The sequence below is a fragment of the Arthrobacter sp. MYb227 genome (assembly GCF_002975435.1).
GTDB lineage: Bacteria > Actinomycetota > Actinomycetes > Actinomycetales > Micrococcaceae > Paeniglutamicibacter.
Genome location: NZ_PCPT01000005.1, coordinates 99,824 through 125,644, shown reverse-complemented (window position 1 = coordinate 125,644; position 25,821 = coordinate 99,824). Strand labels below are relative to the sequence as shown.

At 55.2% G+C, this 25,821-nt stretch carries 21 protein-coding genes and 2 tRNA genes; 11 read left to right on the top strand and 12 right to left on the bottom strand.

Annotated elements, in window-relative coordinates:
* Window positions 1-22: 22 nt before the first annotated feature.
* The 3 genes from CQ018_RS11975 to CQ018_RS11965 form a co-directional block, all read right to left on the bottom strand.
* Window positions 23-1,075 carry an NYN domain-containing protein gene (locus tag CQ018_RS11975; RefSeq protein WP_105550239.1) on the bottom strand — a complete coding sequence of 351 codons (1,053 nt, stop codon included), beginning with the start codon at window positions 1,073-1,075 and terminating at the stop codon, window positions 23-25.
* Window positions 1,076-1,280: 205 nt separating this feature from the next.
* Window positions 1,281-2,876: a phosphoglycerate dehydrogenase gene (serA, locus tag CQ018_RS11970; protein WP_105550238.1), complete on the bottom strand. Its 1,596-nt coding sequence runs from the start codon at window positions 2,874-2,876 to the stop codon at window positions 1,281-1,283.
* A gap of 313 nt (window positions 2,877-3,189) precedes the next feature.
* On the bottom strand, window positions 3,190-4,782 hold the full coding sequence (locus CQ018_RS11965; RefSeq protein ID WP_105550237.1) for an ABC-F family ATP-binding cassette domain-containing protein: 1,593 nt from the start codon (window positions 4,780-4,782) through the stop codon (window positions 3,190-3,192).
* Between the two features lie 177 nt (window positions 4,783-4,959).
* Between CQ018_RS11965 and CQ018_RS11960 the strand changes: the two genes are divergently transcribed.
* On the top strand, window positions 4,960-5,196 hold the full coding sequence (locus tag CQ018_RS11960) for a hypothetical protein (protein ID WP_105550236.1): 237 nt from the start codon (window positions 4,960-4,962) through the stop codon (window positions 5,194-5,196).
* 66 nt (window positions 5,197-5,262) lie between these two features.
* Here CQ018_RS11960 and CQ018_RS11955 read toward each other — a convergent pair whose 3' ends face one another.
* The 6 genes from CQ018_RS11955 to ilvD form a co-directional block, all read right to left on the bottom strand.
* Window positions 5,263-7,998 (bottom strand): SH3 domain-containing protein, encoded by a 2,736-nt coding sequence (locus CQ018_RS11955; protein WP_181149862.1) that lies wholly within the window; start codon window positions 7,996-7,998, stop codon window positions 5,263-5,265.
* Window positions 7,999-8,116: 118 nt separating this feature from the next.
* On the bottom strand, window positions 8,117-8,614 hold the full coding sequence (locus CQ018_RS11950; RefSeq protein ID WP_105550234.1) for a universal stress protein: 498 nt from the start codon (window positions 8,612-8,614) through the stop codon (window positions 8,117-8,119).
* Window positions 8,615-8,902: 288 nt separating this feature from the next.
* Window positions 8,903-9,925: a ketol-acid reductoisomerase gene (gene ilvC, locus CQ018_RS11945; protein ID WP_181149861.1), complete on the bottom strand. Its 1,023-nt coding sequence runs from the start codon at window positions 9,923-9,925 to the stop codon at window positions 8,903-8,905.
* 40 nt (window positions 9,926-9,965) lie between these two features.
* On the bottom strand, window positions 9,966-10,484 hold the full coding sequence (gene ilvN / locus CQ018_RS11940) for an acetolactate synthase small subunit (RefSeq protein ID WP_105550232.1): 519 nt from the start codon (window positions 10,482-10,484) through the stop codon (window positions 9,966-9,968).
* Window positions 10,485-10,491: 7 nt separating this feature from the next.
* Entirely contained in the window at window positions 10,492-12,369 is a 1,878-nt protein-coding gene (locus CQ018_RS11935; protein WP_105550231.1) for an acetolactate synthase large subunit, read from the bottom strand.
* Window positions 12,370-12,652: 283 nt separating this feature from the next.
* On the bottom strand, window positions 12,653-14,356 hold the full coding sequence (ilvD, locus tag CQ018_RS11930; RefSeq protein WP_105550230.1) for a dihydroxy-acid dehydratase: 1,704 nt from the start codon (window positions 14,354-14,356) through the stop codon (window positions 12,653-12,655).
* Between the two features lie 117 nt (window positions 14,357-14,473).
* On the opposite strand from ilvD, the gene CQ018_RS11925 reads away from it, so the two are divergent.
* Together CQ018_RS11925 and CQ018_RS20715 are read left to right on the top strand one after the other, a co-directional pair.
* Entirely contained in the window at window positions 14,474-14,950 is a 477-nt protein-coding gene (locus tag CQ018_RS11925; RefSeq protein ID WP_105550229.1) for a hypothetical protein, read from the top strand.
* 71 nt (window positions 14,951-15,021) lie between these two features.
* Window positions 15,022-15,567, top strand: coding sequence for a lipopolysaccharide assembly protein LapA domain-containing protein (locus CQ018_RS20715; protein WP_308729156.1), 546 nt, complete (start codon window positions 15,022-15,024; stop codon window positions 15,565-15,567).
* Window positions 15,568-15,817: 250 nt separating this feature from the next.
* Here CQ018_RS20715 and CQ018_RS11915 read toward each other — a convergent pair whose 3' ends face one another.
* Window positions 15,818-16,759: a 2-hydroxyacid dehydrogenase gene (locus tag CQ018_RS11915; protein ID WP_105550228.1), complete on the bottom strand. Its 942-nt coding sequence runs from the start codon at window positions 16,757-16,759 to the stop codon at window positions 15,818-15,820.
* A gap of 234 nt (window positions 16,760-16,993) precedes the next feature.
* Between CQ018_RS11915 and CQ018_RS11910 the strand changes: the two genes are divergently transcribed.
* The 3 genes from CQ018_RS11910 (at window position 16,994) to CQ018_RS11900 (ending at window position 18,365) form a co-directional block, all read left to right on the top strand.
* Window positions 16,994-17,066: transfer RNA gene (locus CQ018_RS11910), tRNA-Lys, on the top strand.
* 309 nt (window positions 17,067-17,375) lie between these two features.
* Entirely contained in the window at window positions 17,376-17,678 is a 303-nt protein-coding gene (locus CQ018_RS11905; RefSeq protein WP_105550227.1) for a hypothetical protein, read from the top strand.
* 219 nt (window positions 17,679-17,897) lie between these two features.
* Entirely contained in the window at window positions 17,898-18,365 is a 468-nt protein-coding gene (locus CQ018_RS11900; RefSeq protein ID WP_258142582.1) for a LysE family translocator, read from the top strand.
* A gap of 219 nt (window positions 18,366-18,584) precedes the next feature.
* Here CQ018_RS11900 and CQ018_RS11895 read toward each other — a convergent pair whose 3' ends face one another.
* The gene (locus CQ018_RS11895) at window positions 18,585-19,607 is read right to left on the bottom strand and encodes a S9 family peptidase (RefSeq protein WP_258142581.1); all 1,023 of its coding nucleotides are present in this window, start codon (window positions 19,605-19,607) and stop codon (window positions 18,585-18,587) included.
* 26 nt (window positions 19,608-19,633) lie between these two features.
* On the opposite strand from CQ018_RS11895, the gene CQ018_RS11890 reads away from it, so the two are divergent.
* From CQ018_RS11890 to CQ018_RS11870, 4 genes are all read left to right on the top strand, one after another.
* On the top strand, window positions 19,634-20,224 hold the full coding sequence (locus CQ018_RS11890) for a GNAT family N-acetyltransferase (protein ID WP_105550225.1): 591 nt from the start codon (window positions 19,634-19,636) through the stop codon (window positions 20,222-20,224).
* The gene (locus CQ018_RS11885; protein WP_181149860.1) at window positions 20,221-21,003 is read left to right on the top strand and encodes a PaaX family transcriptional regulator; all 783 of its coding nucleotides are present in this window, start codon (window positions 20,221-20,223) and stop codon (window positions 21,001-21,003) included. The genes CQ018_RS11890 and CQ018_RS11885 overlap by 4 nt, the downstream gene beginning before the upstream one ends.
* Before the next feature lie 1,244 nt (window positions 21,004-22,247).
* Window positions 22,248-22,320: transfer RNA gene (locus CQ018_RS11875), tRNA-Lys, on the top strand.
* A gap of 124 nt (window positions 22,321-22,444) precedes the next feature.
* Window positions 22,445-23,929 carry an ATP-binding protein gene (locus CQ018_RS11870; RefSeq protein ID WP_105550223.1) on the top strand — a complete coding sequence of 495 codons (1,485 nt, stop codon included), beginning with the start codon at window positions 22,445-22,447 and terminating at the stop codon, window positions 23,927-23,929.
* 5 nt (window positions 23,930-23,934) lie between these two features.
* Here the strand turns inward: CQ018_RS11870 and CQ018_RS11865 are convergent, their stop codons facing one another.
* Window positions 23,935-24,138: a hypothetical protein gene (locus CQ018_RS11865; RefSeq protein WP_105550222.1), complete on the bottom strand. Its 204-nt coding sequence runs from the start codon at window positions 24,136-24,138 to the stop codon at window positions 23,935-23,937.
* 313 nt (window positions 24,139-24,451) lie between these two features.
* Between CQ018_RS11865 and CQ018_RS11860 the strand changes: the two genes are divergently transcribed.
* Window positions 24,452-25,744, top strand: coding sequence for an MFS transporter (locus CQ018_RS11860; protein WP_258142580.1), 1,293 nt, complete (start codon window positions 24,452-24,454; stop codon window positions 25,742-25,744).
* Window positions 25,745-25,821 lie beyond the last annotated feature (77 nt).

The window sequence follows — 25,821 nt, the reverse complement described above, 5'->3', positions numbered from 1 at the left end:
ACCAAACCCGCCATTTACGCCATTATGTGAGCTGATCGATCTGTTCCCAAAAGGCCACACGCAGTGCCCTACGCACATCCTTGATATCTGTCTTCCACTCACCAATGCGCTGAGCGCAATCTTTGAGGAGCACTCGATCAATTTCGGCCGGTAAGAGCGGCCTATCGGCGAGCAACACTTTGAGCTCCGTTTGGGTGGTACTTGCATGCCAGTTCTTGGCAACGGAAGAACCCACCTCGGATGCGGTTTCAATCGCAGCAAGATCATTTGAAGGCTCCCCAGAGAATCCCGAGTTCTGTTGCGTTGAGCTGTAAATGAGTTGGTAGTCATTAACAACTAATTGAGGAACAACCGTGGGTTTAGGTTTTGCCGACATCATTGCGGGAGTAGGAATCGCCGGGATGGTGCTTGGCTTAGGTGCAGGATCTGCTTGTTCTGCTGTTTCGGCGCCGATCTGCTGCGTAGGCTGCACACCCGCTCCAGCAATAGCTGCAGCGTGGGCAGCGTGCTCGGCATCCCAAGTAACGGCCTTGACGAAGGAAGAAGCCACAAGCTCTTCAGGGAGCGCAATAATGCTATCTACACGTAATGCTAGGTGTTCGGCAACCGAAGCAACTCCAAGGCGGTGATCTGGCTTCTCAATGCCAATAAGCACCACCTTCATGCCAAGGTCTTGGGCCTCTTCAACGGCCTCTGCCAAATCGTCATCACCAGACATCAAAAATGCGACTGATGCTGCCCTATTACGAGCTACGCCCACAAGATCGAGAGCAAGCTTTAGATCTACACCTTTTTGCTCACCGTTATACGAAATTCGGCCCAGACGCACCTTTACACCGGGGAGTAACCCAATGCGCTTGTGCTGATCGGTAAAGATTGCATCCTTGGCAGCGTCATACCAATACATCCGCAGATTCTCTAACCCACAGTTTTCTTTGGCCGTGTCAAGAATTCCTTGAATCAAGGACTCATAGTTGACAGTAATTGCAGACCGTAGAGTTGTGCCTGCCGCACGGTGTCCACCAATTGCCAGCAGGAAACTTGCATCTACAAAAATTGCACTCTGAGCCATCATTCTTTGATCTTATGCGCTTGACACAAGTGAAACTGCCGACTCGCGGAAGAATCCTAACTTGTCTAGGAGATTCCCAGCTTTTGAGATGGAACTTTGCACCGCTTAAAAAGTAGCGTGCCCCGCGAACCACTACCACCAAATCGAAACCAGAAGGTTCATGTGGTGTAGCGGCGCACGAGGCACGTTTACTTCAAATAATCAGGGTTTAGCCTTCGAGATTGATCTCTCGCGCCACGGTCGCACCAATTGCTGCGCCCACGATGTCAAGAACACCGGCCGGCAGGGCCGAGTCTACGGCGAGCACTGCAAGTGCTTCGCCGCGCTCTTCCTTGCGCGCTACCTGCATACCTGCAATGTTGACGCCCTGCTCACCGAATACGTTGCCCAAGGTACCAATGACGCCCGGGCGATCAGCATAACGGAGCACGATCATGTGATCGGTGACCGGGATTTCGATTTCGTAGCCGTTAATACCAACGAGCTTTTCGATCTGCTTCGGGCCGGTCAGCGTACCAGCGACAGCCAGCTGTGTGCCTTCCGTGGAAGCGCCCTTGACCGTCAGCAAATTGCGGTATTCAGGCGAATCGGGGGTAGTTACCAGACGTGTTGCAACGCCACGCTGTTCGGCTAGAACCGGAGCGTTGACGTAGGAGACCTGGTCGGAAACCACGTCCATGAACACACCCTTAAGAGCGGAAAGTTCGAGGGCCTTGACATCAAGGTTGGCAATTTCTCCGGCTACAACTACATCAATGTTCGTTAACGAACCAACGGTCAAAGCGTTGAAAATACGGCCAAGCTTCTCAATCAGTGGGATACCCGGACGAACATTTTCGTCAATGACGCCGCCAGCAACGTTCACCGCGTCGGGGACCAGCTCGCCGGCCAAAGCCAAACGAACAGACTTGGCAACCGAAACGCCGGCCTTTTCTTGTGCTTCGTCGGTTGAGGCACCAAGGTGCGGAGTAACTGTTACATTTTCAAATTCAAAGAACGGAAGATCAGTGCTCGGTTCCTTGACGAAAACGTCAATACCGGCACCAGCGATTTCCTCATTCTTCAATGCGGTGTAAAGCGCATCTTCGTCAACCAGACCACCGCGGGCAACGTTAATGACATAAGCGGAATTCTTCATCTTGGCAAAGGCTTCTTTGCCCAGCATGCCAAGGGTCTCAGGGGTCTTGGGCATGTGGATGGTGATGAAGTCGGACTGGGCCAAAAGTTCATCAAGAGTCACCAGGGTGACGCCTAACTGCTGTGCACGTGCCGGGGTGACGTATGGATCGTAGGCAAGGATGTCCATGCCAAAGCCTTGCAGGCGGGCTGCTACGAGGGCGCCAATGCGGCCAAGGCCGATAATGCCGGCCTTCTTCTCAAAGAGCTCAATACCGGTGTAGGAGCTACGCTTCCAGGCTCCAGCTTTGAGGGATGCATTCGCTGCCGGGATGCGGCGGGCCAATGACACGATGTGGCCAACGGTAAGTTCGGCTGCAGAAATGATATTGGAAGTCGGTGCATTTACAACCATCACACCGGCCTGAGTTGCAGCCTTAATGTCTACGTTATCTAGGCCAACACCGGCACGGGCAATGACCTTGAGGTTTTTGGCTGCAGCAATTGCTTCTGCATCAACCTGGGTGGCCGAACGAACGAGGATTGCATCAACGTCGGCGATAGCGGCCAACAGCTGGGTGCGGTCCGCACCGTCGGTTTGGCGAATTTCGAAGTCAGGACCCAACGCCGCAATTGTTGCGGGCGAGAGTTCTTCGGCCAAAAGGACGACTGGCTTGTTTACAGACACGGGGTGGCACCTTTGCTATTTCAGTGGGCTGGATGCTTGGCCCGGGAACGACCGGACCAGATGCCAGAATATCGCTCGACACGTCATAATCGACGCTCCACTGCGTGATGTTACGGGCTCAAATGCCGCTTTTGTGAAAAGTTTCACAGGAATTTGCCATTGGCAGATCCCTATGAAACTCGCCAGCAACTTCCATCCCTGCTGAATTCACAAGTGCTTATCCTCTGAACGTGTTGCTTAGCCAGTAGGCAGCATCCATACGTGGAGCAGATGTGATTCCCCGAGGATCCGATCTTTCGCTGCCGTCGATAAGTTACGCTCCGCGCACCGCGATCTCGCCCTGCCCTGCGCCTTCGGCACCAAACACCAAATAGCGCGTCGCAATTTTCTCGGTAAAGAACCTGTCATGGCTAACCACTACTACTGCACCCGGGAAGTGCATGAGTGCTCGTTCCATCACCTGAGTGCTCGACATGTCCAAATGGTTAGTTGGTTCGTCAAGAATCAGAACCGAAGCGCCCGAGAGTAAGCACATGGCCATGGCAACTCGTGAGCGTTGGCCGCCCGAGAGATTTCCAATCCTGTTCTTCAGATCAGCCTCCGAGAATTGGAACATTGATAGAAACCTATTCACCGACTTCTTCGTCGCAGTGAACGCCAAAGAATTTGGCATGGCATTAACAGCATGAGTGACTGTATCTTCGGGATCCAGCTCCTCAAGAATCTGGTTGTAGGAAACTACCCCCGCGCCCTTGGTCCAGGTGATGAATCCGGAATCCTGTTTTTCAACCTCGGTGAGCACCCGAAGCAGTGTGGATTTGCCACTACCGTTTGATCCAAGGATCACAATTCGATTTCCACGGCGAATCTCAAAGCCAAGCTCGGTAAACAAAGTCTTCTCGCCATAGGCTTTGGAAAGGCCCTCCACCCGGCACAGGGTGTCTTTGATATGTAGTCCACCGTAGATTTCGGTGATGATCTTATCTACCGGTCGTGGAGCTCGAGATTTCTTGATTTTAGAAAGTTTGTTATCCAGTCCCTTGCTTGCAGCCTTGGCCGCCTCACGGCGATCGGAAATACCCTCGGCTTCAAAAGCAAGAAGCTCGGCTTCGTGAACGAATTGGGACTCAAGTGTCTTGAGTTTGAATTGCTTGGCAACGACGTACTCGGCAAAGTTCCCCGGATACTCGTGTAGGTGGAAGTTTTCCACCTCAACAATCCGGTTGACTACCGCATCAAGGAATTTTCTATCGTGAGAAACGATAATCGCGGCACCCTTGAATGTCTTGAACCAATTTTCAAGCCATTCGACACCGGCAACGTCAAGGAAGTTTGTAGGTTCATCCAAAAGCAGCACATCGGGATCCTCGAGCAGGATCTTCGCCAGGGCAGCACGGTTTCGCCAACCACCCGATAGCGAATCAATCGAACAGATTCTATGCGCCTGATCAAAACCGAGGGTGGTGAGCACCGTGTCAATGGATCGTGGATAATCCCAGCCATCTAACCTATCCATGCTTTCAAAGAGCTCGGACTGGCGGTGTATGAGCCGATCCATTTCATCGGGCTGAGGATCGGCTGCGATGGCTAGGTCGATTGCTGCCAATTCAGTCTCGATTTCTTTAACTTCGCTAAAAAGTTCGTCGAGAACGTCAGTAATGGTCGAGGCACCATTTAGTTCAGAAAATTGGGAGAAGTATCCAATCTTGATTCCCAGTTCTACTGCCACGGTTCCGGTATCCGGTTCGACCTGGTCCAGGACTAGTTTCAACAACGTGGACTTTCCGCTACCGTTCTTGCCAATAAGACCAACACGGTCTCCGGATTCGAGCTTGAAAAATGCCTCGCGCAAGATCTGGTTGTTTTCGAATCGTACGCTGACATCATTAAGACGAATGAGGCTCATGAAATGAGAGTCCTTTGGGAGTGGCTACCGGAATGGTCATGTTGGTCAATCAAAGCAAGCCAACACCGCCATCAATTCTACTTCGAGCCCAAGCCCACTCCCCCACCGCTCGATCGTTCTTCGCATGGTGGCCTGTTTCGGTTTCAAATGCCACACTGGTTATGAGGGAGGCGCACCGTGGCTACTAACGATTTCACAGGCTCTTCCAACGGTTCTGCCCACGATCAATTGGTATGGGAATACGTTGAGTCCCTCTCCACACGTGAAATCGATAAGATCATTACCCGCGCCGAACGTCGCGTGGAAAACATGGCACATGGCATGCTCATGGCCGGCAGACCTCTATCTCTGAAGATCCGTAAACGTCTGGTGCAAAGCGCCATTTTACGAGAACTCAATATTCGTGCTGGTTAACGTGTTTTGCCCTCGGATTCAATGGCCGAGGGCAAAACACGTTTATTGGCGCAACAAGCTTCTTGGCTATCTCAGCGGTCCGCCGGTGGCTTGGTCACCAAGTGTTTCAGCATGAATGTGATCAAGGTGCTTGGTGGTGTCATTCCAGCTACCGGCAAATTGATTTCCGTATTTACCTGAGGTCGAATATTCTTGCCACCCCAGAGAATTGCCCAACCAAATCTTGTCCTGCCAAATAAGGTAGCTGATGCCGAGCTCCCTTTGATTTCGAATCAGGAATGCTGCAATTTCGTCGCCCTTGCGAATACTCGTGGGATTCTTGTAATCCTTGATCATCATGTCGGTAGCCTTTCCGGAACTATGCCCGGTTGAGCCTGCCCGTACCCCTCCGAAGGAAGATATGTAGGCACCGTAGCGTGCCTTCACCGCGTCAATGACAGCAAGGGTGTCCGGTTGCATCTGTCCTACGGCGCTCTTGGAGAGATAGTCTTCGCTAACCCAGCCTTGGCCAACACTTGACTTGACACGTGCCCAGCCGGCTTTCGATTCAAAGTAGGTTATTTTCTCGCCCATGGGCACGACTCCAACAATGCCAAATGATGTGGAGTTTCCGGAACGAAGGTTTAGGTTTCCGGTGGTCCAGCGGTATTGGGTGCCTGCGGGTTTGTATTCGGTCTCAGGGTCTTCCACTTCCACCGGAGCAGAAGATAGGTAAGCGGTACTCATCCATCCGGTGCCTCGGCTCGTCTCTACTTGGGCCCAGCCATTGACTGTGGTGGCCATCATGACCTTCTCGCCGATCGGGACCACACCCAAGGATGCTGCGCTTGGAGTTCCTGCCTGACGAAGGTTGAGATTTGCGGTAGTCCAACGTGCAGTCTCGAACTTTGGTTTTTGTGGTACAGCGGGCTTGATAACGGCGTTAGATAGATTTGTGCTTTGTATCCAGCCAATCCCAGCGCTGGTTTTCACCTGCTGCCAGGCCCCGGAAGTACGCAACCATTCAATCCTGGTGTTTTGTTGCAGCGTTGCAATAGCCTTCGCCGAGGTACTGGTGCTCGCAAATACCCGCTGATTGCCCTTGATCCAGCGGTAGACAAGTGCCGGGTTACTCTTGCTCAATGATGAGCTTGGAACGTAACCAGTTTTGCCTGAAACCACGATCTTGGTCCATGCTCCGCTAGTCCCAAGTACCTCAACTGAAGTACGGCGGTGCGCTGAGACTAATGTAGCGGCCGAAGCCGAAGCAGTGGATTTTACGTCCACAAAGGCCGTGGTGTAGTTGTAAACCTTTGGCTTGATGAGCGTATTAGATAGGTTTGTGCTCTGTATCCAGCCATTCCCAGCGCTGGTTTTCACCTGCTGCCAGGCACCGGAAGTACGCAACCATTCAATCTTGGTGTTTTGCGGGAACGTTGCAATAGCTTTTGCCGAGGTACTCGTGCTCGCAAATACTCGCTGGTTGCCTTTGATCCAGCGATTGATTGTCGCCGGACTGCTGGTTTGCAGCGTGCTTACCGGCACAAATCCGGTCTTACCTGCAACAGCAATCTTCACCCACGCACCACTCTTGCCCAGAACCTCTACCTTGGACTGGCGGTGAATTGAAAGCACGGTCTTCGAGGAAGCCGCTGCCGTGGTTTTCACATCCACATAGGACTTCGCGAAGTTATAAACCTTGGGAGCCGGCTTAATCTCCTTGGTGGCAAGATTCTTCGATGGCACCCAGCCAATACCCGCGCTGGAACGCACCTGCTGCCACGCACCGGAAGTACGCAGCCACTGAATCTTGGTGTTGTGCTTTACAGTAATAATCGACTGGCTATTAGTAGAGGTCGATTTATAGACCTTCTGATTCCCGTTGGACCAGCGATAAACCGGGGCAGGATTACTGGTTTGCAGCGTGCTTGCCGGCACAAATCCGGTCTTACCCGAAACAGCAATCTTCACCCACGCACCACTCTTGCCCAGAACCTCTACCTTGGACTGGCGGTGAATTGAAAGCACGGTCTTCGAGGAAGCCGCTGCCGTGGTTTTCACATCCACATAGGACTTCGCGAAGTTATAAACCTTGGGAGCCGGCTTAATCTCCTTGGTGGCAAGATTCTTCGACGGCACCCAGCCAATACCCGCACTGGAACGCACCTGCTGCCACGCACCGGAAGTACGCAGCCACTCAACCCTTGTGTTGTTCGAAAGTGTGGTTAGAACCTTTGAAGTGGTCTGGTTGCTTGCATGAACCTTTTGTTTACCGTTGATCCACCGGTAAGTCGCCGCGGGATTCGATTTGTCCAAAGCTGATGCCGGAACAAATCCAGCCTTCCCCGAGGCTACGATCTTGACCCACGAGTCGCTCTTGCCGGTTACTTCGACCTTGGTCCGTCGCTGGAGGTCCAGGATAGTTTTTGAACCAGCCGAGGCTGATGCTTTTAGCGGGACGAACGACTTGGTATAGTTATAGGTTTTCCCGGCAGCAGGCTTGGCCACCGCGTTGGTGAGATAGTCATTGGAAACCCAACCAGTTTTTGACTTGAAGCTTACCTGGCTCCATTTGCCACTGACCTTAATTATTGTCAGCGTGGTGTTCTTGGGGATTACAAGCAATGAGGCTGACTGCGTGGTGGCACTCTTACGCAGGTTGAGGTTCGCCGTCGTTTTCTTGGATATTTTTGCCGGAGCCAACCCCACATTCACATGTTGTGTATTGACCGGGGCTATGGGTGCAGCTGTTGCAATTGATGCAGTTCCACCGATCAGTGAAACGGCAAGGGCAAGTACAAGTCCGAGGGGTCTACGCTGCAAAGTGGGGCTCCTGGAAAGGCAAGTATGAAACAAGTCTTAACAGTACCTAACATCTTCAAATTGAGAACCCCACATGAGATGCTCGAGGATTTTTCGGCCGATACTCCCGTTACCAGCGCTATCGCTCGTCGTGGTGAACGGGAACAACAAGTGTGGGCAGCGAATTTTGTGCCAGCACATGCGCAGCGGTGGAACCATTGAATAGCTCGGAAACTTTAGCTCCGAATCCCTTATGCCGTGTGCCCACCACAAGGTAGCGTGCATGCAACTCGTTACCGAGCCGAGCAACGGCCTTGCCAGGTTCGCCAGCAAGGATCTTCAAGGACCAGGTAATTTGGCTTCCAGCCATGCAGCTTTCAAGCACCTTCAACACTTCAGAAGCTTCCGCTTCCATGTCTTCATCAATGTCTTGGGGGTTCAATGACTTGCTTCGAATATCCGATTTTAGCTCCCACTCCACGAGGTAACTATTTGGCTGGACGTAAGCGAAAACAATCGGGCTACCCAGCGCTTCGGCAAGACGCCTTGCTTCAAGAACTACACGTCTTGGTTGCTTAGGCAATACACCTACAACGATTGGGCCGACTCCCCCAACGTTGGGAACTTCCTTAGCCATGATTTACTCCCTGTGAAACGTGAGCCAACAGTTCGTCACACCTATTATCTTCCGCCACATGGTGCTCCAACGGAAGTAAAATCGAGTTCGCACCCATCACACACAAATAATCAGTGCCCAAGAGCATTTTCTGCAGAATCAGCTGCCTTCAACATAGACGACATACTGCTCGCATGAGACGCCAGATTCCTCCACTTAAGACAGTTTGCCCCGATCAACCTTTGTCGGTTGATCGGGGAAAACTGGAAACTAGCTACCTACGGGTAGTTGCTTGCTCAAGCTTGCGCTTTAGCGAGCTACCGAACCTTCGGTGTAGTCATCGGTGGTCTTCCAGGAGAAGAGTCCACGCAGTTCGCGGCCGGTGGCCTCGATCGGGTGAGCTTCACCCTTGGCGCGCAGCGACAGGAACTCCGGTGCACCGGCATCCTGGTCTTCGATGAAACGCTTGGCGAAGTTGCCGTTCTGGACATCTGCCAGAACTGCCTTCATGTTTTCCTTGACCTCCGGGGTGATCACACGCGGGCCCGAGACGTAGTCGCCGTATTCGGCGGTGTCGGAAACGCTCCAGCGCTGCTTGGCAATGCCACCTTCCCACATCAGGTCAACAATGAGCTTGAGCTCGTGAAGGACCTCGAAGTAAGCGATTTCCGGCTTGTAGCCAGCTTCGGTCAGGGTCTCGAAGCCGTACTGGATCAGCTGCGAAGCGCCGCCACAGAGAACAGCCTGCTCGCCGAAGAGGTCGGTTTCAGTCTCTTCGGTGAAGGTGGTCTCAATGACACCTGCACGGGTACCGCCGATTGCCTTAGCGTAGGACAGAGCCAGGGCCTTGGAGGCACCGGTGAAGTCCTGCTCGATGGCGATCAAGTCCGGGATACCACGGCCGGCTTCGAATTCGCGGCGTACGGTGTGACCCGGTGCCTTCGGCGCAACCAGGGCTACGTCAACGTTTGCCGGCGGGGTGATGTAGCCGTAGCGGATGTTGAAGCCGTGGCCGAAGAACAGGGCGTCGCCCGGCTGCAGGTTGGCTTCGATGTCATCCTTGTATACGTGACGCTGAACCTGGTCCGGGGTCAGGATCATGATCAGGTCGGCTTCGGCTACTGCCTCGGCTACCGGAAGAACGCGGAAGCCTTCGGCTTCGGCCTTGGCGATCGACTTGGAACCGGCCTTCAGGCCAATGCGTACGTCAACACCCGAGTCGCGCAGGTTCAGTGCGTGGGCGTGGCCCTGGGAACCGTAGCCAATAACGGCAACGGTGCGTCCCTGGATGATTGAGAGGTCTGCGTCGTCGTCGTAGTACATGTCAGTCACTGGAATTTCTCCTTGTTATCAGTGTAAAGATTTGAAAGTTTTATGCCGAGACGGAACGCAATGCGCGGTCCGACATCGATTTGGAGCCACGGCCCACCGCTAGGGTGCCGGCCTGGACGATTTCGCGGATGCCGAAGGGTTCAAGCACCGCGAGCAGTGCATTGATCTTCTCGGCGTTGCCGGTGGCTTCGATGATGACCGAGTCGGTTGACACGTCCACCACCGAGGCACGGAAGAGGTCTGCAGCCTGGGTGACCTGCAGGCGGGTTGCCGCATCGGCGCGCACCTTGACCAGGATATGGTCACGCTGCACCGAAGCCTCGGGCATCAGCTCAACGATTTTGATGACGTTGATGAGTTTATTTAGCTGCTTGGTGACCTGCTCCAGCAGATCTCCCTCGGCGTCAACCACCACGGTGACCCGGGAAATACCAGGAACTTCGGTGGGGCCTACAGCCAGCGAGTGGATATTGAAGGCGCGACGGGCGAAGAGTCCTGCCACGCGGGTCAAAACGCCCGGGACGTCTTCGACGAGTACGGAAAGAGTGTGACGTGCCATTGGATTCTTAGTCCTCTTCTTCCCACTCGGGCGTCATGCCGCGAGCAATCTGGATCTGGTCATTGCTCACGCCGGTGGGAACCATTGGCCACACCATTGAGTCTCGGGAGACAACAAAGTCAATGATCACCGGGCGGTCATTGATTTCCAATGCCTGCTTGATCGTTGCATCAATGTCTTCATCACGTTCGCAACGCAAGCCAACACAACCATAAGCGTCGGCGAGCTTTACAAAGTCAGGGACGCGCGCTGTGCCAGCACCGGTGTTCAAATCCGTGTTTGAGTAACGCGAATCGTAGAACAGGGTCTGCCACTGGCGGACCATACCCAGGGACGAGTTGTTGATGATGGCAACCTTGATGGGGATGTTATTGATGACGCAGGTAGCAAGCTCCTGGTTGGTCATCTGGAAACAACCATCTCCATCAATGGCCCACACGACGCGGTCGGGATTGCCGACCTTTGCGCCCATGGCAGCGGGTACCGAGTAGCCCATGGTGCCCAGGCCGCCGGAGTTCAGCCAGGCGTGCGGGCGTTCGTACTTGATGAACTGTGCTGCCCACATCTGGTGCTGGCCAACGCCCGCAACATAGACGGCTTCGGGACCGGTGAGTTCACCAATGCGCTGGATCACGTGCTGCGGGGCCGAAAGGCCGTCCTGGGTCGGGGTGAAACCAATCGGGTAAGTCTCACGCAAGCGTCCAATGGTGTTCCACCATTCGCTCAGATCCGGTGCCCCACCCTCGGCGAAGCGTGCACGGCAGGCCTCGGTGAGTTCAGGGATGATTTCCTTGACCGAACCAACAATCGGGATATCAGCTGTACGGTTCTTGGAAATCTCTGCCGGGTCAATATCCGCGTGGATGACCTTGGCGTTGGGTGCAAAGGTATGCAGCACCCCGGTGACGCGGTCATCGAAGCGAGCACCAAGGGTGATCAGCAAATCGGACTGCTGCAGCGCGGTAACCGCGGAAACCGAGCCGTGCATGCCCGGCATGCCCACGTGGAGTTCGTGGGAATCTGGGAATGCGCCACGCGCCTGCAGCGTGGTGACAACCGGTGCACCAACGAGCTCTGCGAATTCCTTGAGTTCGTGTGCCGCGTGCCCCTTGATGACGCCGCCGCCAACGTAGAACACCGGCTTGGTGGATGCGGCAATCAGCTTAGCGGCCTCGCGGACCTGCTTGTTATGTCCACGCACTACCGTCTTGTAACCGGGAAGATCAATCTTCGGCGGCCAGGAGAACATCATCTTGGACTGCTGTGCATCCTTGGTGATGTCGACAAGCACCGGGCCGGGACGACCGGTTGAGGCAATGTAGAAAGCGCTTGCGAGCATGCGCGGGATGTCCTCGGCCTTGGTGACAAGAAACGAGTGTTTGGTGATGGGCATGGTGATGCCAACAATGTCTGCCTCTTGGAAAGCATCGGAGCCAATGAAGGCACTGTGAACCTGTCCGGTGATGGCAACCATTGGCACCGAGTCCATATGCGCATCGGCAATGGAGGTAACAAGGTTTGTGGCACCCGGGCCGGAGGTTGCGATACAAACACCTACCTCGCCGGTGACCATGGCGTAGCCCTGTGCCGCGTGGCCTGAGCCCTGTTCGTGGCGGACCAAGATGTGGTTGATCTTGGTCGAATCCATGAGCGAGTCGTAGGTCGGCATGATTGCGCCGCCTGGCAACCCAAAGACGTCTTTGACGCCTAGTTCTTCCAGTGAACGGACGATGGCTTGTGAGCCAAGCATCTCGGTGGGAGCAATGATGTTATTCGGGCCCTGTACGAGGCTCGACGCTTCCACGACGGAAGAGACAGTGGCATCCTTGCTTCGGTTGGCGGGTTTTGCCACCAGCGGTGCGCCGGTGGGAGTTCCGTTACTCATGGGGATTATTCCTTCTCTATCTCTTCATACTCTGCACATAAAAAAACCCCAATGACACCTTGCGGCGAATGGGGTTTGCGCGTCACCGAAGCCCTCCTAGGTGTCGGAGGGACTCAAGCTCAGCGCTTGATAACTAGTAGTACTTCGGTGCGGATCTGCATAACTCCAGTTTGGTCGCCGCCGCAACCGGAGTCAAACAATCACACCACTTATCTCACAATGTGAGACAAGTGTCCGAGGGGTGGACGCTTTAGGGCATTCATCCCCTCGGTTGCGCAGTCAATTAGCCACAGTAGGCGCCGGTTGAAGCCGACTTAACCAACTTGGCATATTTCGCAAGAACACCCGTGGTGAACTTCGCCGGCAATGGCTCCCAGCCAACCTTGCGCGACTCAAGCTCCACGTCATCAACCAATAGATCAAAGGAGCGAGCGGCAATATCAACGCGGATCTTATCCCCGTCCTTCACAAACGCGATCGGACCGCCATCAACGGCTTCGGGGGCCACGTGACCAATGCACAGCCCCGTGGTTCCACCGGAGAAGCGGCCATCGGTAAGCAGCAAAACATCCTTGCCCAGACCTGCGCCCTTGATGGCACCGGTGATTGCGAGCATTTCACGCATACCCGGGCCACCCTTGGGGCCTTCGTAGCGGATGACCACTACATCGCCCGCCTTAATTTCACCGTTGTCCAATGCGGCTAGGGCACCTTGTTCGCGTTCAAACACGCGCGCGGTTCCCTCAAAGACATCGGCATCAAAGCCCGCTGACTTTACAACTGCTCCCTCGGGAGCCATCGAACCGTGAAGAATGGTAATGCCACCGGTCTTGTGGATCGGGTTATCCAGCGCGCGCAGGATCTTGCCATCAACATCCGGTGGATTGATTGCCTCGAGGTTTTCGGCAACCGTCTTGCCGGTTACCGTCAGGCAGTCCCCGTGCAGCAGGCCGGCATCCAACAATGCCTTCATGATTACCGGAACGCCGCCGATCTTATCCACGTCGGTCATGACGTAGCGGCCAAATGGCTTCAGATCCCCCAGGTGCGGGATCTTATCGCCAATGCGGTTGAAATCGGCAAGGGTGAGATCAACTTCTGCCTCACGAGCAATGGCCAGCAGGTGCAGCACCGCGTTGGTTGAACCACCAAAGGCCATGGTCACGGCAATTGCGTTCTCAAATGCCTTCTTGGTCATGATGTCGCGAGCCGTGATGCCCTTGCGCAGCAGGTTCACAACCGCTTCGCCGGACTTGCGTGCAAACTCATCGCGACGGCGGTCTGCAGAGGGTGGGGCAGCCGAGCCCGGAAGGCTCATGCCGAGGGCTTCGCCAATGCAAGCCATGGTGTTTGCCGTGTACATACCGCCACAGGCACCCTCACCGGGGCAGATTGCCTTTTCGATACGGGTGAGATCTTCCACGCTCATCTTGCCAGCGGCACACGCACCGACCGCTTCGAAGGCGTCAATCAGGGTTACTTCTTTTTCGCTTCCGTCTTCGAGCTTGACCCAGCCCGGCATGATGGAACCGGCGTAAAGGAATACCGAGGCAAGATCCAAACGGGCCGCTGCCATCAACATACCCGGCAGCGACTTGTCACAGCCGGCAAGCAATACCGAACCGTCAATGCGCTCGGCCTGCATCACTACCTCAACCGAGTCGGCAATGACTTCACGTGACACTAGTGAGAAGTGCATGCCTTCGTGGCCCATGGAAATTCCGTCGGAAACGGAAATGGTGCCAAATTGCATGGGGAATCCCCCGCCGGCATGCACGCCCTCCTTGGCACCCTGTGCCAAGCGGTTGAGCGAGAGGTTACATGGGGTGATTTCATTCCATGAGCTCGCGACGCCAATCTGTGGCTTGGCGAAATCATCATCGCCCATGCCTACGGCACGGAACATGCCACGCGCCGGAGCGGCGTGGATGCCGTCCGTAACTACCCGACTACGAGGTTTGATATCTGGAGTTGTGTCCTGGCTCATGCCCTTGATTCTAAGGCTGATAACTCTTGCCAACGAACCCGTGACGAGTTAATGACATATTTCGCCAAACGAATACAAGATATATCCCCGAAACATACACGGGCTAGTGTGGGAGGCATGGAGAGACCCCAAGTTGAATCCACCGACCAAAGCCTCAAAAAGCTTTTCCATGAGGCATTCGATTCCCAGATCCCAAATTATGGAAGCTACAACCTTGTTGCGGGTTCCGGGACTTCTGGATCCGCGGGACTAAAAGTCATTGGCTATCGGCGTGAGCCGGCAGAGCTAATCATTTGCCCGCTGAGCCCCAAAACATTGAAACCAACACAGCGCGGTGTTGCGGTGAACAATACAAACGTTTCCCATGTGGCCCTGGTCAGTGATGGCAGCTATGAGGTTGGAACCAGCACCGGGACCGTATATAGGTTCACCATCCCGGCGCACCCAACACTCGATATCCCCACCGAAGGGACCGCGGCCGCTCAGCGCGGCACCCTGCGCCAGGATCAAGACGCCGAAGACTTTGCCGATTTCATGAACAATTTCATGGATCAGCTAGATATGGCTCTTCGCGCCGCGGAAACAACGGAATAGTTCCGAGCTGCTCCGGATTGATTGCCGGAAATGGCTTGTGATTCCTATGGAAACGCACGCCATTTCCTTTTATGATCAGGCTTACCAACTACTTCGAGAGTCACCCCCCACCCCTCACTGTGATTCGAAGGCTGTTTAGTTGCCACAAGAACCGCCGCACCCCAGGTGATCAGTCGTCAGGAGACCATCCGTTTCAGGTTCATTTCATGGTCTCCACAACGCCAAAGCACCTGCAGCGAAAAATGATGGAAAGGCATGGATTTCAAATGTCTGACGATTTTCCAACTTCACACGAAGACGTTCCACAAGAGACTACTCCGCCATCCAATTCGTCTAGAAAAGCGAAAAATGAAGGCACTCGCGCGGCCATTGTTTGGACGTTCACGGTCGCTGCCGTCTTGGTTTTGATTCTGCTAGTCATATTCATGGTGCAAAACCAGGGCCAAGTCACAGTCTATTTTCTTGGCTTCCAAGGGCAATTGAGCTTAGGCATTTCAATGCTCATCGCCGCCGTCGCTGGAGCCGTAGTCGTAGCGATCTCTGGGGCAGTACGAATCATCCAATTGCGCAGTAGAAACCGGACTTCCATAAAGAATGCCGGTCACCCAAAGCCCTGAACTCTTTTCTCTTCCGAGATAAGGGGCGCAAATGCCGTCCCGCGAGAAACACGAGGGACGGCATTTGCGTCGGTCGTTGAGTAACGGTGATTCAAGACCCCGTACTCATCGTTCCAAGGCAATGGGCTAGCCACCAGGAGCTTTGAAAGCATGGGGCATCCGCGGAAAGAACGTCAACCAAAGAATTACTGAGGCGATCTCCGACCTGCACGTGGCCAATATGCCTCGACCCTCACCGACTCATAATTGCTTATTCCCCGGCCTTGAAAACCAGGTTCTCTGAACCTTCGCCGGCTGCCCAGGCAACGACCTGACGCTTGAGCAATGCACTCATGCGCGGCATGAACGCACCGGTGTTTCCACCATTGTGCGGAATGATCAACGCATTGGGAAGCTTCCAGATTGGATGGTCTGCGGGCAACGGCTCAGGGTCAAAAACGTCGGAGGCGCAACGAAGACGACCGGACTCAAGTTCTTTTACCAACGCGTCGGTGTCAACCACCGGACCACGGGCAACGTTGACGATTACCGCGTGATCCGGAAGTGCCGCGAGTAGCTCCGCATCCACCAGATGATGGGTTGAACCGTTGTGGGGCACGATTAGAATCAGCACCTCAATATCTTTTGCATGTGCCTGCAAATCTTGCACGGCAAGGATCTCACCGTGCGCATCGGTGCGTGCACGCGTGCCAAAGCGGCTCAGCTCCACTTCAAAAGGGACCAGACGCTTACGGATTTCTTCACCAATGCCGCCAACACCGACGATTGCTACCTTACGGTCAGCGAGCCCGGGCCACTGACTAGGGTTCCAGTTACTCATGGCTTGGTCTCTGACCGATTCACCAATTCCGCGTAGCGAAGCAATGGCCAGGCCAATGGCAAGTTCCGCCGTTGAGGCAGCATGAACACCGTGCGCGGTGGCTACCGAAACGTTTGGGCCAACCAATTCACGGATACCGTCAAAGCCGGTGGTCTGGGTTTGAACCAGTTTTAGATTTGGAGCACTAGTTACATCTTGCAGGTCGGAGAACTTGGCCATATAGGGAAGAACCGCAACTTCAATCTCCGCGAGCTCCACACCGACCGGAGGGGAAACGAAGTCCCAGAGACCCACCTTCATACCTTCGGGCAATGGGCTTGTTGCTTCAAGAAGTTCGACACTAGGAAACGTAACAACACTAAAAGGCTTCATGCATTCACCCTACGACCAGTCTCGCAACCCAACCCAAGAAATGAACTGGCTCACGTCATTGACTAGTCACATGCTCTTATGGGGTTAAAAACCTGCTCAAAACACCCAATTCAGGCCAATGCTTGTGACCTCAATCCCAAAGCTCCCTTTCGGTTTGCAATCCCCACTCAAGCTGGTAGAGTTTCATGTCGTTGCAGAGCGCAGGAGCCACAAACTCCGAGCAAAACAACAGATGCGCTTTTAGCTCAATTGGTAGAGCAACTGACTCTTAATCAGTAGGTTCCGGGTTCGAGTCCCGGAGGGCGCACAAAATATAAAGACCCGGTTGCCAAAGCGACCGGGTCTTTTGCTTTCTCCCGCACATTCAGCACCCCCCTGGCGTAGCCCGGCCCTATTCTCGAATAGGTTTATTTGCACCGGCAGGGCCAAGCTACCGGAGCCGGGAACGAAACTTACGCCAAGGCAATGCTCGACACCATCTGGCAAGAGCTTCGACATGTCGCCAAGTGTCCCTTGTCATCTAAGTTGAAGTATTCTCACCTAAAATGACGCATTAGACCATCAGGTGTGACTTCAGGTAACGCATCCTGCCTTTTGTTGTCACCATAGTTGAAGCATGGGCCACCAGCAGGCTCTATCCGAACTAGCGGTCGAGCGATCCGTTGTCGAGGGTACCCTGAGCTACAAGGCGCATTTATCGTATGCCATAGCCACCGGACTGCTCTCAGATTCCTGGGTGACCTCGTTTGAGGATTCTCTGCCGAACCGCAAGCTTTCGGCGTTCAAGGGGCAACGCAATTTTGTGGGCTTCTGGTGGTGCGCAACAAATCTTCGCCATGCTGGCCTCGAGTCCCGCCACGAACACAACCAGCTCTTTGGTTACATATCGCCCACCCGGCGCAGCGCGAGCGTTCCCTGAAACGGCTCAGTCAAGAAGCCACCGATGGCTGGATGCCACAGGGCGGTTCCGACTCACTACACCACTGACTGGAAGCTAAAGACGGGTCAGCACGTGCCGACACTGGCACCAATATTCCGCCCGAAAGGACCTGATCTAACCTCCGCAAAACGATGCTTCGGTCGGAAGTGAATTCGCGTCCCGCATAAGGCACTCGGGGCGTTTCCGGCCCTAGCCCTGGTGTCACTCAGAGTCGGTGCCATCGTCGCCGAATCCGTAGTCGTCTTCATCTTCATCAAGTTCCTCGGAGCCGGCTACTTGATCTACCTGGGAGTGCAGGCGATCCGCCAGCGCAACGAACACACCGAAACCGACACCTCACCACGGGCTCGACCGTCATCCTTCCGCCTCATCCGTGAGGGATTCTTGGTTGGAGTAACCAACCCCAAGACCATCGTGCTCTTCGTCGCCGTGCTCCCGCAGTTCGTCAGCTACGAAAACGGGGCCATCCCGCTGCAGATGGCAGCCCTCGGGATGATCTTCTTTGCCATTGGCGTGGCCAGTGACAGCGTGTGGGCACTCACGGCCGGCACCGCACGAACATGGTTCGCCCGTAACCCCAAACGCCTCTCACACATGGGTGCCGGTGGCGGCGTGGTGATGATCGGCCTTGACGGGGCTCTGGCACTCACCGGCAGCAAAAGCTAGTCTCTCATCGAACGAAGCTGCCTCATCGGGCGCGCCTCAGCCGACACCCACTTTCCGCAATCTACGGCTGCCGTGAATTGGGGTTGCCCATGGCGTCCAATGGTCCATCACACGTCCCGCAAGGTTCCCCTGGCGGGCTGTCCGGGTTGTGCAGATCTCTTGGTCTGAGCGATTTGGATGGGACTTCTGTAGTTGATGTTCTGGCGTGTGGGTGGGTGATCATAGTTGCTTGAGGAATGTTTGGTAGTCCTTTATGACACCCGGGGCCAGTAGTGCTCGGGGCCAAAAGACACCGGTGATGAGGCCAATGAGCTCAGAGTCTTCCATGATTGGTCGTGCCATCGAGTGCGCGGCGTTGAGTGTTGTCGTGGTGAACTGATCATCCAGGATTCCTTGGTAAACGCGGGCGGTTTCTGTCATATCGACGTTTCGATCGTGCTTGCCGGCCATGAGGTGCCAGGGGATCTGTCGCTGAGCTGCTGCACGTAGATCGTGTTCTGCATCGGAGCGGAAATTCCGAGAGACGAATGTCCAGCGCTCGCGCGTCATGGGGTCGGTTTCGTGAGCTGTGTCGCGATATTCTTCGTAGTTTGCACCTCGTTCAAGGAGCGCGTTTGTTCGGGCGCTTTCCTCTTTCGCGTTCCAGCGTTCGGTATCATCCGCGACCTTATGGTCAAGTTCTGCTTGGAGATTGTATTGGCCCTGGCGCAACCAGTTCACTGCAGTGCCAACGGCCACGACACCTGCGATGTCTTCGTTGTGGGCGACGATGGCGGGGAGCACCCACCCGGATTGGCTTGCTCCCCAGAGCACGATCCGCTGTGTCGGAATATCGGTGTATCCCCGGGCCCAGTTGACCACTTGTTCCGCCTCGGCGGCCCGATCTGCCATGGACTGTGCCAGCCAGTCGCCTGAGGAACTACCGACGCCGGGTTTGCTCCAGGACAGCGTCGCCCAGCCCGCTTCGGCCGCCCCCTCAAACCAGGGATTGTATAGCCCGCCATGGGTGGCGTCGATTGGGCCGTCTCCATGAAGCATGACTACCAAACCTTGCGCATCACCTCGCTCGGGTGTGGTCAGTACGCCTTCCAGCGTGCCGCCGTTACTGACCGGGATCGTCACCTCTCGCGCATCGAAGCGATAGTCGTTGCCAATGGCAGCAACACCAACGCTCGCTGCGACCAGGACCATGATTGCCAAGGATGCTATGGCCAGACGAATCAATACTCTCTTTTTCTTCACGATCGTATTGTATGCGATAGTTTTATATGAGTGAATTGCAGATCGAGGATGGTTTGATCGAGCAGGACCGGCCATGGGCCTCCTCGTTGTATTGGGAAGCGTTTCGTAGCAAGCTGCGGCCTGCTTTCGGCGGCGAAGACGTGGGTAAGGCAGTGGTCAGGACGTCGCTGCGACCAGATCGGATACTGGTCGCCCGAGTCAACGGATCGGTGGTCGGCGTCTGCGGCTACACCGCGGACGGTGTCAGTGCGGTCGACCTCTCATGGACCTCGCTGCGTTCTCACCTCTCTAGACGCGGCGCGACACGAGCCATCGCGATGCTCGCAATTCTGGCCCGCAGCTCGAGTCATGAAGCGCTCGTCCTCGACGGTATCTGCGTTGCTGGCAACCACAGAGGACTGGGTATCGGCACGTCCCTCCTCGATGCTGCGGGCTCCAGGGCTCGAGAGTTTGGGTTTCGGGCAATGCGGCTCACTGTCGTTGACACTAATCCGCGTGCGGAGGCCCTGTATCGACGCCTCGGCTTCGTGGCGGTGGGTGGCGGGTCGCTTGGGGTCCTGTCTGTCGTGTACGGTTTCGACCGGTACACCACAATGGAGAGGACCTTTGAGCGATGACCGCAACGATTGCACCTCGTACCATCATCGAGGCATTCCTGCCCGCTGCGGGCGCCGTTGAGCTTTCCACCATTTACGCTGCGGCGAATGCGCTCGGAATCGCAGATCAGCCGCTTCGATTGGCTCTTCGACGAATGATCATCAAGGGCCTCATTAGCCAGCACGGGCGTGGCCGCTCCGGGACCATCATGCTGACTGCCGAGGGGCGTGGACGGATTGAGCAAGACCGCCTCGGACTTCAGTTGGCCAGACTCCAAGACACCGGGGCCGTTCGGTGGGACGGGCAGTGGCGGCTTATCGCTATCAGCGTGCCAGAGCAACAACGATCCACCCGTGACGCGATCCGTCGAGGGCTGCTGGCCGCAGGCGCCGCGAATCTCGCGACCGCTCTTTTTGTTAGCCCGCATGACCTGACCCAGATGCTCGGAGAGTCGGCCCTTCCCCAACTCGTTACTGCTACAGCGACAGACCTGACGGTTCGTGGCCAAACCAAGGCCGCAGACATCGCTGAAGAGTTGTGGCCAACAGCTCCAATCAACGCCGGCTACGACATGCTTGAGCAAGCACTCGACGACGACGACACCGCCGAAACCTTTTCAATGCGCAAGATCCGTCTTGCTGACGCACTCGAACGCGCAATCCGTAACGATCCTCTCCTGCCGCCAGAGCTCCGTCCCGAACCTTGGCGACCCATGCGACTCCGCATCGCCTGGACGAAACTGTGGAACAGCATGCCGACCGATGGTGAGCGGCAACCATACGCCGGATGGCTGCCCTAACAGACAGTCCAATGCTCATCCGTCAGGTGGGTCTTGCAGTCAATGACCTACTTAGTGTCAGCAAGCCAACGACACTGTGAACCCTAAGATAAGGCGGTTGAGTCCCGTTCAAGGTTCCCCTTACGGAACTGTTTCCAAGGAGCGCAATATACGGCCTGAGCGCGAGCGAAGGCAACATTTAAGGATTTGGTGCAACTGTAATGACTGTGAGAACAAAACCGTTTCACTACAGTTGAACCAAAAGCCTAGATGTCGGGATTTTTGTGCTTCAACTCAAATGACAACGGACACCAAGTACCGTGCCAAATACCTCGAAACAACCAGCAACGATATCCGACCCCCTCCCGGCTCGTTACCTGGAAGAGATTCCCGTTACCAACCATTGCTACCACCCCACCTCAGCAAACCCAGCCTTTCCCACCCATCGCTGGATTCTCAGATCTAGCAAAACACTACGAATCACGAGTTCTTTTTCCGACACTCCCTTCACACCCCCTGTCAGCAAAGCGCCAAGATCACCCGGAATGACTTCCCGCATTAGTCCTGAATGAGGGAAATCTCAGAAGCACCGCCCCTGCCTTACCCCTTGGGTCATCGAATGGCAGCTAGCTATGAACTGTTTGCCGAACCAGAGATTAGCCCATTGCGATCATGCACCACTGCCCTAACACCAATTCGCGACCTTCATCTTCACGTAGAGGGCCAATCATCTGAGCCTGCAGGAAATTCTCGCGCATGGCATTGGAATGATCATCCGCCAGGAAACGAGCAGCACGGACTATCCACGCACTTTACTCGCGCGCACCTCCTCGCACGTTTCGCTTAGACACATTCCACACCCATTGCCTGTGTATGTGGAGGGCTCAAACCTTCCGACCAGTAAAGTCACCGAGTCGGTGTCATTTGTGAATCCAGAACGTCCGGAGATTCATCATCAGATTCAATTGCACACCATTTGGCATGCGTGGGCACCAGGCCTCTCCCACCCAGAAACCTTGAATATTTAGGAACCAGAACCCGAAACAATCCAATGTGCCCACGATCACAGAAGTAAATTTCTGGAAAACTCTGTCAAAACGCCTAGAAAACACTCCTAAAAGTCTCTGCATTCCTTGCAAATTCAGGGTTTTTGGCACACCCTGTGCGGACCTAATCGACGATTTTATTTCTAAGGCACTTTCTGGTTATGATTATCTGCGTCGCAAGGACGGGCTCCGCATGGAGCGCTGACCGACACGACATAAGCGCTTTTAGCTCAATTGGTAGAGCAACTGACTCTTAATCAGTAGGTTCCGGGTTCGAGTCCCGGAGGGCGCACAGTTCAAAAAGTCCCGGTTTGCGAAAGCAACCCGGGACTTTTGCGTTTGAGGAAAACGCACAGTCAGAAGAATCGCTGGCCAGCATCGGCAAACCGGGGTGCGGTGCCTGTTAGTCTCCATTTATGGATGAACAGCTGACCTCCTTCTTGAAGCACTTTGCCACGCTCTCCCGCCTTGCGAATGAATCGACCGAATCCAATGGCGGAACTCCGCTGATGCCGGTACTCACCGAGCATCTGGGCATAGACCCCGGGAGCATGCCGGTAGTTGTTGAACCCTTCGCACCACACCGCATGACAGATGTTGCACTCATTATGGAATCCCACATCCAAGCCGATCCACGTGCGCAAATTCTGGGGCTGGCCGGGCCCCAGCGCCACCACATGGATTTGGCAGATCTCATCTCCGTGCACGGCAGGCATGCAGCCTGGGTGGGTGAGCCCGATTATGAGACGGTTGCCGTGGGCCCGGATGCTGAAAGACGCGTTGTCAGTTTTGGCCTATACCTCTTCGGCTATCAAGAGACCGCTTTGGCAGTTCTGGTCAGGCAGGCAAACCAACAGTATGGCCGCGACCGGGCAACCCTTGAGGTTCTTGGCATGGACGCACAAACCGTCGATTCTTTCCTCAAGGAATTCAAGGCAGCACTACGTGAGAATAGTATTTTCCGTGGGCATGTTATTTCCTTCACTGCAAATGATTACTCATCTTCGGTTGCTGGAGTCACCTTCCACCGTCGCGCGAGCGCAAGCCCCGCCGAGGTGATTCTGCCCGAGGGCACCTTGACACGCATCGAGGCTCAAGTGCTCGGCGTGGGAGAACATCGCGAGCAGCTCCTTGCCCACGGCGCTCACCTCAAGCGCGGAGTACTGCTCTATGGTCCTCCGGGTACCGGTAAAACTCACACGGTGCGCTATCTAGCTTCCACTGCGGCAAAGCATACGGTGATCTTGCTTTCGGGCAATACGCTTAGCTACGTTAGTGAAGCGGCTCGGATGGCACGTGCGTTGCAGCCGGCGATAGTCGTGCTCGAAGACTGCGATCTGGTGGCCGAAGACCGTAGTTTTGGCCACGGACCGCAGCCACTGCTCTTTGAACTCCTCGATGCCATGGACGGCCTAGACACCGACGCAGACGTTGCCTTTCTCCTGACAACAAATCGCGTAGATCTGCTTGAGGAAGCGCTGGTACAGCGCCCCGGGCGCATCGACCTTGCCGTCGGCGTTCCTCGACCGGATCTGCCTGCTCGCCGCTCACTGCTCAAGCTGTACGGCGCCGAGCTATCACCCAGCCACGAGACCATCGAAGAGATTGCCAAGCTCATCGAGGGCACAACAGCTTCCTTCACCAAGGAGCTCACCCGGCGAGCCGTCCTACTGGCTGCCATGGCTAACGAAACGCCCACCGATGAGCACCTGTTGGCCGCCACAACTGAACTTATGTCCGACGCCGCAACCTTGACGCGCAGCCTATTGGGTGGGACAGGAGAAGAAGATACCGCCGCGAGTTCAGCTGGCGAAGAGGGCGACCGCTTTGGCCATGTTGCTGGTTACTCCCCCGGGCTGGCCACGGGCTATTCGTCGAGCATCGGTTTCGAAGAAGACTAACGCACCTACCAGCCACTATATTCTATCGCGGCACGAGTGCGTGCCGCTCGTGACCCCAGGCGATTTGTTGATCCGGTACGGTGAATACGCGCGCCTTGGTCATCGTGAGTACCGGCCGCCCCGGAGCCGGCAAATGCCACGCGTTGTGACACCAGTTCTTCCGGTAACGCGAAGCCCGCGTAATTCTTGACGCGCTTTCGTTTAGTCATGACAACACTTCCCCTCTTTAGTGATTGGTGTTATTCAATCACTAAAGGGGAGCGCTCGCAAACACCCGCGAAGCGGAACGGTGCGGAGCGCGCTAACACCGCCATCCACATTGTGAGACAGTCGCGTCCACTTCTTGACACACTTTTGTCTGTGAAAGCAAAGTTGAAGGTTGAAAACCACTTTGACTAGCTCCTTTTTGAAAACATCCAGATAGCTCGGCACTCCGCTATGAGTCCGATATCCGAACAATTCAAGAGTTGGATTACTGGCAGCCGCGGGCTCTTGCACTGCCACAAACATTGAAAGCACCACGTGATCGACCAAGCTCCAACATTGCAAGCGCATCCGTCTCTCGAGCAGAAAAGAAAGGATGCCCGCAAGGCTGTCGTTGCGGCCTCCATTGGCAATGGCCTTGAATGGTTCGACCTGATCGTCTATGGCTCCTTCGCCGTCACCATCTCCAAACTGTTCTTCCCCACCACCAATGAGAATTCCTCGTTGCTGCTGGCATTCGCATCATTCGGTGTCTCATTCCTCATGCGCCCCTTGGGTGCCGTCATCATTGGGCGCTACTCGGACCAGGCCGGCCGCAAGGCGGGACTCACCCTTTCCATAGTTCTAATGTTCCTGGGCACGCTCATGATTGCGGTAGCCCCCACGGCGCAGAGCATCGGAGCTTCGGCGGCAATCATCATTCTTGTCGCCCGGCTCATGCAGGGGTTCTCCGCCGGCGGTGAATTCGCCTCCGCAACCGCTTTCCTCATCGAGTACGCCCCCGAGCGTAAGGCCTTCTACGGCTCCTGGCAGGTAGCAACTCAGGGTGCAGCAATCCTGCTGGCCGGCCTCTTTGGGTTTGCCCTGAATACCTACCTCTCGACCCAATCGCTTGAGTCATGGGGCTGGCGCATTCCATTTATCTTTGCCCTGATGATTGGCCCGGTCGGTTGGTACATTCGCACCAAAATGGATGAAACTCCGGAATTTTTGGCTACCGAACCCTCAAAGGCTCCGCTGACAGAGGCATTTATTGCCAACCGCGGACGACTCTGGGCAGTGGTTGGCGTCGTTGCGCTCTGCTCGGTAGCAAATTATTTGGCTCTTTACATGCCCACCTACGCAATCGTGAACCTAAAAATGGATGGGGCTGCGGCATTTGTGGCAACGCTTGTTTATGGTGGAATGATGTTCGCAGGTGCACCCTTTGTTGGCGCCCTTGCCGATAAGTTTGGCCCGGCACGCATCATGACTTATGCAGCGATTGGTTCACTGATCGCGGCGCTCCCCATGTTCATGTTGCTTGTTGCATACCCTTCCGTTCTAATGCTCGCTGGCATCGAAGTGGTCTTTGGATTGTTGGCAACCGCCTATTTCGCACCGCTACCGGCGCTTTTGGCATCAATCTTCCCACCGCAAATCCGCACCACGGGAATGTCGCTTGGCTACAACATCGCCATGACAATCTTTGGTGGCTTCGCACCCTTCATCCTGACCTGGCTCATCACCACCACCGGCTCTCTACTTGCGCCAAGCTTCTACATGCTGGCAATAGCCTCACTTTCGGTCGCCAGCATTTTGGTGGTCCGCAGGAAATACAAGCAAGACTAAGACAAGCTCAAATGAAAGTGCTCGGCGTTATGGTGGCCCCACACAAAGGGGGGCTCGCCACAACGCCGAGCACTTCT

Coding starts and splice junctions, on each gene's coding strand:
- CQ018_RS11975 (WP_105550239.1), bottom strand. CDS start 1,075: ATGATGGCTCAGAGTGCAATTTTTGTAGATGCAAGTTTCCTGCTGGCA.
- CQ018_RS11965 (WP_105550237.1), bottom strand. CDS start 4,782: ATGAGCCTCATTCGTCTTAATGATGTCAGCGTACGATTCGAAAACAAC.
- CQ018_RS11950 (WP_105550234.1), bottom strand. CDS start 8,614: ATGGCTAAGGAAGTTCCCAACGTTGGGGGAGTCGGCCCAATCGTTGTA.
- ilvN (WP_105550232.1), bottom strand. CDS start 10,484: ATGGCACGTCACACTCTTTCCGTACTCGTCGAAGACGTCCCGGGCGTT.
- CQ018_RS11935 (WP_105550231.1), bottom strand. CDS start 12,369: ATGAGTAACGGAACTCCCACCGGCGCACCGCTGGTGGCAAAACCCGCC.
- ilvD (WP_105550230.1), bottom strand. CDS start 14,356: ATGAGCCAGGACACAACTCCAGATATCAAACCTCGTAGTCGGGTAGTT.
- CQ018_RS11925 (WP_105550229.1), top strand. CDS start 14,474: ATGGAGAGACCCCAAGTTGAATCCACCGACCAAAGCCTCAAAAAGCTT.
- CQ018_RS20715 (WP_308729156.1), top strand. CDS start 15,022: ATGATCAGGCTTACCAACTACTTCGAGAGTCACCCCCCACCCCTCACT.
- CQ018_RS11915 (WP_105550228.1), bottom strand. CDS start 16,759: ATGAAGCCTTTTAGTGTTGTTACGTTTCCTAGTGTCGAACTTCTTGAA.
- CQ018_RS11905 (WP_105550227.1), top strand. CDS start 17,376: ATGGGCCACCAGCAGGCTCTATCCGAACTAGCGGTCGAGCGATCCGTT.
- CQ018_RS11890 (WP_105550225.1), top strand. CDS start 19,634: ATGAGTGAATTGCAGATCGAGGATGGTTTGATCGAGCAGGACCGGCCA.
- CQ018_RS11885 (WP_181149860.1), top strand. CDS start 20,221: ATGACCGCAACGATTGCACCTCGTACCATCATCGAGGCATTCCTGCCC.
- CQ018_RS11870 (WP_105550223.1), top strand. CDS start 22,445: ATGGATGAACAGCTGACCTCCTTCTTGAAGCACTTTGCCACGCTCTCC.
- CQ018_RS11865 (WP_105550222.1), bottom strand. CDS start 24,138: ATGACTAAACGAAAGCGCGTCAAGAATTACGCGGGCTTCGCGTTACCG.